Genomic DNA, 11,701 nt, shown 5'->3' with positions numbered 1-11,701 from the left:
GATGAGTGTGTTTCTCGATAACTCACATTTTATCAATCACTTACGGCATTCTTGCCCTTTTTTATGCAAAATTCAGGATAGATGAGTTCGACACCATTTCGGACCCAAACGAGCGTAACAAATTCGCTTCCTTGCTTAAGCAGATGGGAGATCGTTCAGTCAACCTTAAATTCATTTTCACAGGCATTGGAAAATCTCTCGACGACTTACTTGGAGCGCATCAATCAGCCTACCGCCAGTTGGAGACCGTCGAGCTTCCACGGCTGGGCTGGGACGCCCGTAAGGAGATTGTGCGCTCAGCTGTTGAGTCTTTTGGTATCGGCTTAGATGACGATGTTAACTGGCGGATTGCGATGGTGAGTGATGGTTTCCCCTATTACATTCATTTGGTGACTGAAAAAATCTTGTGGGCCGCGTACTCGGCAGAAGCAGCCATCGTTGAAGTCGGCTGGGAACTGTTTCAACAAGGACTTACAGATGCAATTTTTTCTACAACTGCAGAGTTAAAAAAGCCGTACGAAAAAGCGGTATTGCACAGAGAGCCTGAACTCGAAGACATAGTCTGGGCAACTGCCGATCACGATGACCTACTAAGGTCAATTAGTGACATGTTTGATTCTTACAAAGTTATTGTAAGTAAGCGTCGTGATGGAAGGTACCCGATTGATCGCACGCGATTCGGAAATCAAGTCAGAAAACTAAAATCCGAATCATACGGTCCCGTCTTGCAGCAAGAAGAAGGGCGTCAGGGGTGGTATTCCTATCGAGAGAAAATGTTGCGAGAGTTCGCTCGCATGCAAGCACAAGCAAATGGAATCGTGCTCACAGGCGAACGTACGGCACCACGTCAGCTGATGCACATGGGAAATGCGCGAAATGGTTATCATGGAGCGAGCTTGCCCAGTGGCGTTCGATCGGATCAGAAGATATCAGAATGGGATAAGAAGTAGCGCTTACATTCCCGGCCAGGCAACATGAGTGTCATCAACAGAAGGTAATTTTGTGAATCCATGAACGTCCGCTATGGGTCGCTATGTTGAGGTTAAAATATCAACCCAATACAGACTTTTGCAAGTGCGCGACACTGCTGTCAACGTTTGAGTTCAGCGGTTGCCGCAGGCAGTCCACTGGAACGAGAGGTTAGCCCTCACCTTTGCTGAGCTTGAACAACATCCCGACAGGTGAGCGTTTGAGCTTGGAGGTTTCATCTGCTAAATCCTTGATCGACTTAGGAATATCCCGGAGTTTGGGGGCCTTGAGCAATTGCTCAGCTGCCAATGCGGCTAGACCCCAAACCGGTGTGCCTGTTGCCGCGGCTGTAGCTGCCAACGATCCCACAACCACCCATGATCCGACGTCACTACCAGCGAACTTCCATTTCTTAGCCACCAGAGTGTCAATGTTCTTCTGGTGCTCGGAAAACGCCGCATGAATGTTATCGAATACACGATCACTTGTACGGTGAAAGTTCGTCGGGTTGACGGTAGCAAGTTCCTCTATACCTTTTCCTAAGATATTGCGTACCTCGTTGAGCGCGCCGGCTTTTCTCACTTCAATAAGGGCTGCTGGGGGAACACGACCGAGCCACCTCATCTCACTTGAAGCCAGCGTCTGAAGGCCTCGGACCGTGTGAATATCACGCAAACCGTCAATCTCTGACGCCTGCTCTGCATCGTACTCCAGCTTCCAAACGAAGTACTGCCATGATGTTGGAGCATCCAATACTGGCGTGCCGCGCAGGCGACGTGCCTTCACCAAAAGCTCGTTACTCGTGCTCATCCGGCCAAGAGCTTGCGACGCCAGAATTACTCCTGGATTCGTTGTGCCAAGTAGGCCAGAGTACACACCGCTCTGCACAGCACGTTCTAGTTGTTCGTGTAAAGAGCCTTCCCATTCAGTGTCAAATAAAACTCGCTTGGGATCGCGAACCTCGGCAGCGGTTCGTTCAACTGTGTCCAAGTCCTGGCAAAAATCCAGCATTTCCTCAAATGAACTGAACTTTCGCCCGAATACTCGGGCACCATGAAGCACAGCGTCTGCCTGCCCAAGTTCGAAGAAGTACTGCTTTTCGCCATCTTCAAGGGCAGATGCATCTGGAAGTATTACGACGATGGGCGGGGCAATATCAGCACAGGCCAGCTCACGATATTGAAGGAGATTCAGTGCGTGCTTAATGAAATAATAGGCTTTCTTTTCCTCTCCCATTCGTTCGAACATGTGCTGGGAACGCAGATAAGGATCAGGAAGGATAAGTGTGTCGGTGTAAAGCGAGCACTTTGAAGCGATGTTCTCTTCGGATGAGGGAAATAAATCGCCTCCGAACACGCCTTTCAGCGAGTCGTGCATGTCTTCTACGTGTGCGGTGGCGATCGGGCCAGCAGCAGCCCAGAAGTCTTCAATCGTCTTGAGAAATTCTGGCAGATTCCGATTAAGTTCGGCGATTGTGGACGGGGTTCTGGAAAGGGCCATTCCTGCATCGTGGGGTGTTAGCCCGCGGTCACACATCATCTTGAAAAAACTTCCGAAGTTCTGTTCCAGGAAATCAAAGTAGCTCGTTTGAATCTCCGCCATTGAAGCAGACTTCTTCATATTTTCACGATCGTGCATTGCCTCAACGGCAAGTGCCATTGAACGCACCAAGCCATCAACGGTTGATAGATCGATAGTGCCGTCTGGCGCGCTTCGGACGCGCCTCAGGCTCTCGACGACCTCGAGACCCTCGGCTATGCGAATTTTGCCAGCCTCGAACTGCTTCTTAAGGATCTGAAGTCTGTGCTGGAGGCGGGCTTCGTATACCTTCTGTTCGTCGGTTTGTTCTTCTGGCATGAGGTTGTCTAGGGTATCGTTTAATGGACGTCAAAATGACGCAATTTGTGAATACACGTTTCAGTTGGCAAACGACCGATCTTGGTCGAAACCGGTCACTAACAAACTAAGCTTCGCATAGCGCAACGAATTTATGGGTGCTCTGTCAATCGCAACTATTGCTGGTTCATGTCGATCTAATGCAATTTGACGCGATTGAATGCAGATTCATTCGTAGTTATCTCTGGTTTGAGAGGACCGTCAGTCACAATTAATTTTGGTCGGAAAAAGCCGCTGAATGCAGGTCGGAACTTGTTTGATTGCAGGTCACAACATATAGCGCTGGAACCCCGGGCGATATTTACCGAGATCATGCCAGCGGCCGGCAAACCTGGCCCATTCAGGCGAAGCGAATGGCGTTGCCATGTCAGCGGCTGTAACACCGACTTGCTCAAGGCGCTCGATCAGTAATTGTGCTTGGCCGCCTGATGTATGTGGCCGGTTTCGAGCGATCAACGAGTTCGTCACGGTCCCCTTTGTTGGTTAATTTTGGTAAAAGAAGTTTGACTATAAGACAATAAATACTTTATAGAAGTACATTTTGGCAATATTTTTTTATTGCTAGTGTCAGCGGGGCATGATTTCAATGTGAGCAGTCGTCTTTTGCATTGACGACCTCGAACAGTGGCGTAGTTGGGTGGGTAGCAGCAGCGCATTGCTGCGCCACCGCCCCCTAAAAACCGGGTTTTACATTCCGTTGCATCTGGAACCCCTACACTAAGTGTTTCTTTTACGCTTAAAATAGGAGTTTAGCGCTTTGTGGTCAGAACAACAATAATGCATGAATTTGAAGAGGCTATAAGGGATCTTGTTTCTATCGTCGGCGCGTTTAGAAGAACGGGCACAAACACCAAACTCGCTCCAGCCATGCCTTCATTCTCCTATTTGCTGTCAAAAAAACAACGAGAAAAGATTGACAAAATTTGTGTCGCTGAAGGATGGGCAGCGACGGAGTGCCGTGGCGTGGAAATCAATGCCAGTACCGTAAATCACATCCTTGATTCGCGTCTTGCCCAGGGCGTGTCCGAACAGTTCGTCGCCGATATTCTGGTAGCAGCCTATAACCAATTTTCCGAAATTCACGTCAATAAAAAATACAAGGACGAGGAAAACAAAGAACAAGCATTTTTCCTGAACGGGATAAAGAAACTCCAATTTGCCAACGTGACCTGGAACGCGGTGGCGGTAGTAGCAATCGATAATTTCAACGTAGCGGGCAGACGACAATTAGCCTCGATAACTGCATATCATGCAGACGAGACTAAAGTTAGGAAGATCAAAGGAATGATTAAGAAGAAAAGATGATTACGAGGAAGGACGGCCTTGCAAATAAATCTCCCTGGACCAAACCAGAGCAGACTGCTACGCATTTGCAATTTCCCTTCATGTGACCCAACTAGCTAGGTCTCGCAGCTCCGCCGACAAATTTTCTGCTGTCGCGTAATCAAATCAAATTATAGCACAGAATGATCGAAAATGATCAAGCGTGACGTGAACATGCGTGGCATCAATCTCTTCCTACGAAGGGCCAGGATTAACCAATTGTACTTTCGGCTCTTTTCACGCGAGCATCGACCCGCCAGGGGCGTGATGACGAACTCCCACGGCGGTGCGTTGGCATGTCGCGCAAGTCCTAAGTGGGTGGGTAGCAGCAGCGCATTGCTGCGCCACCGCCCCCTAAAAACCGGACATGCGACTTTCACCGCACCCGGCTTAAATCATGCTAAGTCAGGTTTTCACACCCAACTAGCAGTACAAATATAAAACCAGAACTGTGGCCCTGCGTGTGGCATACAGGGTGCAGAAGACAGAGATTAGAGGTCGCATCCGACCCGCCGTCGACACGACGAACCAGATGATGAAGATGCCACCCGGTTTCCTTGGTAATTCTCTCTGTGCAGATCAGGCACAGCTCGTTCTGCAGTTTCCAAATGGTCAGAAGTTTTCGGTGTCCTCCGAAATTGCCTGCCATTTTCATGGCATCGCGTTTCTCGAAGTATTCCTTAGGCCGGATCAAATGGTGTTGCTGCTCCTAGAATTTTGACGTGACGTTTGATTGGGATGTCTTCCGCCTTTTTCAGGAACAGCTGTTTTTTCGAATTCTGTTTTCTCCCCTTTCGGTAACTGTCAACCTACCTGTCGCGTCACTTCAAACAATTTCCTTAATAATTTCCGGGTGGTTGCGCTCCGGATTGAGCCAGACCTCATCCTTCAACACCCAGTTTCTGGTGGCGCCTGACCAGCGCTCAGGGGTGCGCATTTTCGCGGCAGCATAGACCTCGTCACGTTGCGTCAGGATGGCCGATGCCTTGCCGTCATGACGCTGTGCCGGCGTGATGAATTTCAGTCCGCTGTGCTTGTGCTGATGGTTGTACCAGCGCACAAATTGCGTCGTCCAGAGACGGGCATCCTCGACCGTGGCGAACGGTTTGCACGGATAGCCAGGTCGGTATTTGCAGGTCCGGAACAACGACTCGGCATATGGGTTGTCATTCGATACACGAGGCCGACTGAACGACGGAGCCACACCCAGTTGCTCCAGCGTCGCGAGCATCGTGGCACCCTTCATCGGACTACCGTTATCCGAATGCAGCACCAGCGGGCGCCCTGCCAATTGCTCGGCCAGGCTGGCTTTTCGCATGAGCAGTGCAGCCAGCTCGGCCGACTCGGCGACGTGCACTTCCTGCCCGACGATCTTCCGACTAAATACGTCGAGCACCATGTACCAGTAAAATACTGCCCCTTGATCGCTGCCGGTAACCAGGTGATATCCCACGACCAGAGCTGGTTCGGCGCGGTGGCACAATGACTTATCACGGTTCGGGTAACAGGCTTTTTCGACCTACCCCGGTGATGATGCTGGGAGGCGGCTTTCAGGGTCCGGTAGAGCGTCGATTCGGACGCGATGTATTCGCCCCGGTCTGCCAGGGCCGGCACAATCTGGCCCGGTGGCAGGCTGGCGAATTCGCTGCTGTTGGCCACCGCCAGCAGCGCGTCGCGTTCTTCCTCGCTGAGCTTGTTCGACGGGGCGCTGCGACGTGCTGTTCGACGCCGGTCATGGCTATCTGTAACGACCTGCATTGAACAACGCTCGGACCTGCATTCAGCGGTTTTTTCGACCAGAATTAACTGAGACTAACGGTCCCCACAAACCAGAGATAACTGCGAATGAACCTGCATTCGATCGCGCAGACCTGCATTAGATCGACATGAACCAGCAATAATTGCGACCAACCGAGCAACCTCAAATTCGTTGCGCTGTGCCAAACTTGGGTTCTTAGTGGCCGGTTTCGGCCAACAGCGTCATTGGTACGTGAGTTGTTGACGATCACTTCGGATTAACTCAGCATTTTCACGGTCGACTCACCCGCCTGAGCACCGCTTTCGACGGTAGTGCTGCGATATTTGATCGTCGAGAAACTGGGCCAATCACAAACTATAGTTCCTGAGAATTTGACTCAATTTAGTGCTATCGCTATCAGCCTAATCCCTAACCTGCGCTTATGGAAACGCCCACAATTACATTTCGTGGCCTAACTCTTAGGTCCTTTTCTGACTCAGACGCAGAGGCGTTCACCTCTGCGGTTCGTGAATCTGTCGAATCAGTAGGCCGTTGGATGCCATGGTGTTCAAGCGATTACACCGTTCAACAGGCTCTCGATTGGTTTGCTGCCTGCCGCACTGCACGAGACGCAGGTACTGCATTCGAATACGGCATGTTTTGCCAGGGTTCTGGCAAATTTCTTGGTGGTGCAGGACTGAATGAAATCAAGCGGCAGCACAAGATATGCAACCTTGGTTACTGGCTGCGTCAGTCAATGCACCGCCAGGGCATCGCGTCTCGCTGCGTTCAAGCACTTTCCGCTCACGCTGTCATTTTCAGAAGACGACTGCACGTAATGTCAGGAGTCGGCTGCACTCGTTGCTTACTGGGCGACGTATAGAGCGGCCTTGCCGATCTTGAGCCGTGCAGCAGCCTCGCGAACGTTCGGACGCCTGGCAGATCGCATCATGGCAACTTGCCGGTTGATTGCCGGAATTTGCGGAGGTTCCTGCTTTATTCGTCGCGCCGTGTATGTGACTTCTGAGCACTCTCGGCCTCTCGCGGCATTTCGTGCATAGGACTTCTGACACGTCACGTTCAGTAGTCAGAAGCACACATGGCGGCCAGCCCAATAATCTGGTGCAGTCGTCTTCTGAAAACGACACGTGTACTTATACGAAACACCACCAATTGTGACAAGTTGAGTACTTGTCACACTTGACACAAGTAACTTGGATGACTATGCTGAAGGTGTCGCATGAAATTTCTCATGTGAAAAACCTACTCGGGAATTTTGATGATGCCGACTATTCGCATAGATGATGATGTACTTGATGGCCTGAAATCTATGGCTGAACCTTTTTCTGATACGCCAAATTCGGTCATTCGACGATTGCTCGAAGAACACGGCAACTTAGCAAAGCCGACGTCTCGCTCTCGCAAAGACAAAGTTGTCAAAGACGATGCCATTGGTAATTCTGAAATTTCCAATCAAAGAAAACAGGCGCTTACCGCTCAACCAATTTACGAGACGTTCTTGCTCTATGTTCTTTGGAAATTATTCGATGGCAAAGCCCCCAAAAATGAAGTAACCGCTGCTGTGATCACGTCAATGAAGTCCAAAGGATTCATTTCTGACGCCGATCTTGAAACTGTTTCGACCGGAGAAACTAAGGCAAAGAATACGATCGCATGGGGCCGCAATGCCCTCAAAGATATGGGACTGATCAGTAGTCACTCGGCAAAAGGGGTGTGGGAACTCACCTCAGAGGGTGTGGAAAAGGCGAAACAGATAGTACTTCCAATCCCCATCGATTCGGATGCCCTGCTGGATGAGTTGATGGGGAAGAAGTAATCCAACCCGAGTTCGATTGCATCGCGGGGCGTCGTCGTTTGCACTTAGCGTGAGCACATGTTCATGGAATGCAAGCCAGCGCCGGCGATTGCAAGCATAGTTGTTGCGACTCGCATTTGAAAACGACCATGCTCGCATTCGACGCCATTCTCGGCTCGCAATAACTGCAAATGAACGTGCACTCGTGCTCACGCTATGTGCAAATGAGCTTGCAATTGACGGTGCTGGATCGCATTCCATGCAGGTGTGCTCGCGATAGCTGCAAATACCAAAAGCCAAGGACATCGTATCGTTTGGGTCGAGACGTGCGTGCAATGATGTCTCAAATGTACAAACTCGACCCTTTTGGAACGCGCACGGTGTCTCGATGACAATGAGTCAGTTGAGTACACCGATACGGTACGTTGTTGGACTGGCGCAAATCGGTAAAAATGTATAAAATTTGATACGATGAATAACGACAAAGAAATTCGATGGCTTGGATCCTCCTATGCTGACATCCTCAAGTTCCCAGATGATCCGCGTCGCGAAGCTGGCTTTCAGCTTGGAAAGATCCAAGCTGGTCTGGATCCCGACAACTGGAATCCATTTGATGATGTTGGACAGGGAACACGCGAAATCCGCATCAGGGATACAGCCGGAATATTCCGGGTAATGTACGTGGCGAAATTCGAGGAAGCGATATATGTTTTGCACTGCTTTCAAAAGAAGACAGAAGCCACTTCGAAGGCAGATAAGGATATTGCCGAAGCGCGCTATCGGGCCATTGTGCAAAAAAGGAAAGCAACGAAATGAACAAAATTGATACTCAAATTCGGCATGTCACCAAACCGGGTGCGAACCTGTTTGCTGAACTCGGCTTTTCTCCGGACGACGCCAGGGCCCATCAAGCGGAGTCGCGTGAGCGGATTGACCATACTTTGGCGCTCAAAGAGCAGCTCATGGGGGAGCTGGTGTCATGGATCAAGGACCGCCACCTCAAGCAAGGCGAAGCGGCGGAGATTTTGCATGTCACGCGGCCCCGTGTATCAGACGTTGTCAATAAAAAAACCAGCAAGTTCACGATCGATGCACTGGTGGATATGCTGGCCCGCGTTGGCAAGCCTGTCAGAGTGGTGATCGGCTGACCGAAGGCATACACCTAGTTTTCGGCATTGATCAAGGTGGCGGAATTTTCGGCGGTTCCGGCGTGGAATCCCAATTCGAAGCGAGCTCGACTTCGTAGATGATTCTTGGCCGGCACTCAAACTCCAAGCTCTGGCATGTCATTAATCGATCGAACGGTTTGGGTCGAAAGCCGACCGCCAACTTTGAAGTTTCGATTCTATTTTAAATGGCTTTATGCCAACATCTCATTTGCAGTTAGCGTGAGCCGGCGACCATGGAATGCAAGCTGACACCGTCGATTGCGAGCTCATTTGCAAATAGCGTGAGCACGGATCTGCCTTCGTTTGCATTTAATTCGAGTCGAAATCGGCGTTGAATGCGAGCACGGTCGATTTGAAACGCGAGTCGCTATAGCTATCAGTCGTCATGCGGATGGTGTGTCGGTCTCGCTATTGGTGCGGGACTACAACACGACTCGTCAGTCCATTATGTGAGTTCGAGATGAAAGTGCGCAAAATCAAGAACTATGAGGGGGCATGCCGGAATGCTCTATTTTTTCGCTAGTTGCGCGTAGCCCGCACTGATAAGGAAACGCGATTAGTTTTCAAGGTCCGTCTGGAGTTGTTGCCGCTGTTATTCCCGCTAGGCTTCACCGATTGAAATTTGATCGTCCGTTTTGTTCAGTGCTCCACTGCACATCATGATGATATCCATTGCCCTGCGCCCTTCCGGGCAGCGGCACCTGCGACGCGCCCTGTCGCACCAACTTGATATCGTTCGTCTCTACTTGTCGCTGTTGACGCCTGATCGACATAGGCAAGTGGTGTGCAACATCCTGAAGCGCGATTGAACGCGACTTCAAGAAGGCATGAATCGAGAACTTTTATAAAAGGAAAAAATGGACAGCAACGGTGACAACTTCTTCAGTAGGCTATTCAAAACCCTCGAGACACTTGCAGCCTTCATCGGGCTTATTTTTGTTTTGATGGGAGGTTGCTATACGCTCTATCGCATTCCGTTCCATTTCAGACGGTACCTGTCTGCCCCGTCGCTGCCTGAACGCAAATTTTTCCTGTGGAAGTTCTTAGCATGTTGCAGCGGTGGTTACGCCTTTCTCGTCATGCTCATGTTGTTTGGCCAAGCTGCATGGTTCACTGACTATTGGCCAGCATTGTGTGCACTGTGGACGTACCAAGGTGGGTTCGGTGATGTAGGCCACCGTGACGCTGTTGCAGGCGATATGTCCCTTTTTTTTATTGCATGCGGAATTTTCCACTTGTTGGCGGCCCGTTTGGGCAAGGTTCGCAAGGACTGCGATGGCGACGAGATGTTTTTGTCGTCAACCTGACGATCCGGTGTTGATTCATCAATAAATGGCTCGGCCAGCATCGTGAGTCATTAGCAAGGCATCCGGCTTCAAATGGGCTGCCTTCATCATGACTGTGTCAGCCGATTTCTGTTTTAAATGGGTGGGTATTCCGGCTGGAGCAGACAAGCGTGCACACTTTCACTGAGAGGTGGCGGTAGTGACGCCAGCCAAGCGAAGGCACTTTGCATGACCCGCGGACTAAATGGCCATGCATCTGGATCAGATGACGGGCCCCCGTTGCCAACATCTACCAGGGGTATAGCTGATACGAGCCGTCCTGACTTTGCGTACATACCACCGAAGTACAACCCCTATTTGTCTATTCCAAGAGTATCCATTGATGCGATTTCACCCAAGCATGCTCGAACTATTCACACAGATCGAACTCACGCAGATCGTTAGTAAATCGGCACGCATTGCCGTCGACAACGACGCCGCAGTATCGCAAATTATCTTGTTAACAGAAAACCTGGACGCGGACATCTACGTGAGTTCGCACCCTGGCGCGCCTGTCCTGATTTACAGTTTCAGCGAGGGACCAATCAGCCGTGATCGCTTGCTGACCTTGCTACAGAAAAGCGGGCCAGTTTCAGTGCTTAATGTCTGGCATGCTGAGCCTTGAAGCTGGATTCCTGCAGGAGTTGTAGCACTTTTCAGTCAATATCAAAAAGGAAACCATGCCCCTCGAAATACGGCACATTGATGCAATCGGCCGGCAGAAAGGCCGTGACGTTCTATACATTGCTTTTCACGATGATCTCCGCCAGCGGCTGGACTGGGAAGCCCTGGATGTGCGCCGCGGGATCATTGTTTGGCTCGACGCCAACACCATTGGCTGGGAGCCGTGCGGCCATGTTGGCAGCACGACGTTCTTCGGGCGTTATCTCGGACAGATCTACATTGACCTACCGTATGAAGAAAACGATCCGGTTTATCTCCGGCTGGCGGCTTTTCTGGAAAAACCAGATGGTTCATCGGCTTTGCCGGGGGCGCGTTTCTGTTACTACCCATTGAGCGAAGCCATGGAAAATGCCCATCACGATGTGCCAGGTTTTTGGGACACTATCTGGGACGAACTCTGACAACCCAGACCATGCAACTGCCTCCGGCAGCGGCGCATAGTGCGATGTAGATAGAAGTCTCATACCGGGCGACCCGGTCTACTACGGGTCGTCCGGCTGGTTGGGATCTGCTGCACTGTCCTGCGAGCGCACTTTACGAATAATCAGGTGCCTCTCACTTCAAGCACCACGGCATCACACGATCGACCGGTTCTTAATAGCCATCCATGAACAGCACCATCTCCACGCCGCGCGTTGTCCACGAGGCGACGGAGCCGTCAGGCATTGGCATCCGTGGATAGTCGTTGGACTCGTCATTGAGGAGTAAGCGGTCACCCAGCGGCGTTATAGCCCCCCGTTAAACCTCCCGTCAGAATCGAATTTTGATCAATGACGCGGAG

The 11,701-nt window shown here is 50.8% G+C and carries 12 protein-coding genes and 1 pseudogene; 10 read left to right on the top strand and 3 right to left on the bottom strand.

All coding sequences use genetic code 11. The annotated features are described in order from the left end of the window. The first annotated feature begins 131 nt into the window (after nucleotides 1-131). Nucleotides 132-950, top strand: coding sequence for a hypothetical protein (locus tag QN370_RS20180; protein WP_323581804.1), 819 nt, complete (start codon nucleotides 132-134; stop codon nucleotides 948-950). Nucleotides 951-1,140: 190 nt separating this feature from the next. Here QN370_RS20180 and QN370_RS20175 read toward each other — a convergent pair whose 3' ends face one another. Further along, nucleotides 1,141-2,826 (bottom strand): hypothetical protein, encoded by a 1,686-nt coding sequence (locus QN370_RS20175; RefSeq protein WP_322127162.1) that lies wholly within the window; start codon nucleotides 2,824-2,826, stop codon nucleotides 1,141-1,143. A gap of 816 nt (nucleotides 2,827-3,642) precedes the next feature. Here QN370_RS20175 and QN370_RS20170 point away from each other — a divergent pair. Then, complete coding sequence (locus QN370_RS20170) at nucleotides 3,643-4,170, top strand: hypothetical protein (protein WP_322127163.1); 528 nt, start codon at nucleotides 3,643-3,645, stop codon at nucleotides 4,168-4,170. Nucleotides 4,171-4,588: 418 nt separating this feature from the next. On the opposite strand, the gene QN370_RS20165 is transcribed toward QN370_RS20170, so the two are convergent. Both QN370_RS20165 and QN370_RS20160 read right to left on the bottom strand, forming a co-directional pair. Beyond that, nucleotides 4,589-4,837: an HNH endonuclease gene (locus QN370_RS20165; protein WP_323581805.1), complete on the bottom strand. Its 249-nt coding sequence runs from the start codon at nucleotides 4,835-4,837 to the stop codon at nucleotides 4,589-4,591. Between the two features lie 177 nt (nucleotides 4,838-5,014). Beyond that, nucleotides 5,015-5,922 (bottom strand): annotated as a pseudogene (locus QN370_RS20160) (IS3 family transposase); the annotation flags it as partial. Nucleotides 5,923-6,368: 446 nt separating this feature from the next. Between QN370_RS20160 and QN370_RS20155 the strand changes: the two are divergent. The 8 genes from QN370_RS20155 to QN370_RS20120 all read left to right on the top strand — a co-directional run bounded on the left by QN370_RS20155 (nucleotide 6,369) and on the right by QN370_RS20120 (nucleotide 11,321). Next, nucleotides 6,369-6,809, top strand: coding sequence for a GNAT family N-acetyltransferase (locus tag QN370_RS20155; protein WP_322127165.1), 441 nt, complete (start codon nucleotides 6,369-6,371; stop codon nucleotides 6,807-6,809). A 396-nt stretch (nucleotides 6,810-7,205) separates the two neighbouring features. Continuing rightward, nucleotides 7,206-7,763, top strand: coding sequence for a winged helix-turn-helix domain-containing protein (locus tag QN370_RS20150; RefSeq protein ID WP_322127166.1), 558 nt, complete (start codon nucleotides 7,206-7,208; stop codon nucleotides 7,761-7,763). A 450-nt stretch (nucleotides 7,764-8,213) separates the two neighbouring features. After that, nucleotides 8,214-8,558 carry a type II toxin-antitoxin system RelE/ParE family toxin gene (locus tag QN370_RS20145; RefSeq protein WP_322127167.1) on the top strand — a complete coding sequence of 115 codons (345 nt, stop codon included), beginning with the start codon at nucleotides 8,214-8,216 and terminating at the stop codon, nucleotides 8,556-8,558. Next, nucleotides 8,555-8,890, top strand: coding sequence for a helix-turn-helix domain-containing protein (locus QN370_RS20140; protein WP_322127168.1), 336 nt, complete (start codon nucleotides 8,555-8,557; stop codon nucleotides 8,888-8,890). Before QN370_RS20145 ends, QN370_RS20140 begins: the two co-directional genes overlap by 4 nt. A 680-nt stretch (nucleotides 8,891-9,570) precedes the next feature. Beyond that, on the top strand, nucleotides 9,571-9,720 hold the full coding sequence (locus QN370_RS20135; RefSeq protein ID WP_322127169.1) for a hypothetical protein: 150 nt from the start codon (nucleotides 9,571-9,573) through the stop codon (nucleotides 9,718-9,720). Nucleotides 9,721-9,768: 48 nt separating this feature from the next. Beyond that, nucleotides 9,769-10,218: a hypothetical protein gene (locus QN370_RS20130; RefSeq protein WP_322127170.1), complete on the top strand. Its 450-nt coding sequence runs from the start codon at nucleotides 9,769-9,771 to the stop codon at nucleotides 10,216-10,218. A 358-nt stretch (nucleotides 10,219-10,576) separates the two neighbouring features. Then, nucleotides 10,577-10,861: a hypothetical protein gene (locus QN370_RS20125; RefSeq protein ID WP_322127171.1), complete on the top strand. Its 285-nt coding sequence runs from the start codon at nucleotides 10,577-10,579 to the stop codon at nucleotides 10,859-10,861. A gap of 55 nt (nucleotides 10,862-10,916) precedes the next feature. Further along, on the top strand, nucleotides 10,917-11,321 hold the full coding sequence (locus QN370_RS20120) for a hypothetical protein (protein ID WP_322127172.1): 405 nt from the start codon (nucleotides 10,917-10,919) through the stop codon (nucleotides 11,319-11,321). Nucleotides 11,322-11,701: the final 380 nt, after the last annotated feature.

Source organism: Actimicrobium sp. CCI2.3 (genome assembly GCF_035019065.1).
Taxonomy (GTDB): domain Bacteria; phylum Pseudomonadota; class Gammaproteobacteria; order Burkholderiales; family Burkholderiaceae_D; genus Actimicrobium.
Note: the sequence above shows the minus strand (reverse complement) of the source record. Positions and strands in the feature narration are given on the sequence as shown.

Coding starts and splice junctions, on each gene's coding strand:
- QN370_RS20150 (WP_322127166.1), top strand. CDS start 7,206: ATGATGCCGACTATTCGCATAGATGATGATGTACTTGATGGCCTGAAA.
- QN370_RS20155 (WP_322127165.1), top strand. CDS start 6,369: ATGGAAACGCCCACAATTACATTTCGTGGCCTAACTCTTAGGTCCTTT.
- QN370_RS20170 (WP_322127163.1), top strand. CDS start 3,643: ATGCATGAATTTGAAGAGGCTATAAGGGATCTTGTTTCTATCGTCGGC.
- QN370_RS20135 (WP_322127169.1), top strand. CDS start 9,571: ATGATGATATCCATTGCCCTGCGCCCTTCCGGGCAGCGGCACCTGCGA.
- QN370_RS20175 (WP_322127162.1), bottom strand. CDS start 2,826: ATGCCAGAAGAACAAACCGACGAACAGAAGGTATACGAAGCCCGCCTC.
- QN370_RS20165 (WP_323581805.1), bottom strand. CDS start 4,837: ATGGCAGGCAATTTCGGAGGACACCGAAAACTTCTGACCATTTGGAAA.
- QN370_RS20145 (WP_322127167.1), top strand. CDS start 8,214: ATGAATAACGACAAAGAAATTCGATGGCTTGGATCCTCCTATGCTGAC.
- QN370_RS20140 (WP_322127168.1), top strand. CDS start 8,555: ATGAACAAAATTGATACTCAAATTCGGCATGTCACCAAACCGGGTGCG.
- QN370_RS20130 (WP_322127170.1), top strand. CDS start 9,769: ATGGACAGCAACGGTGACAACTTCTTCAGTAGGCTATTCAAAACCCTC.
- QN370_RS20120 (WP_322127172.1), top strand. CDS start 10,917: ATGCCCCTCGAAATACGGCACATTGATGCAATCGGCCGGCAGAAAGGC.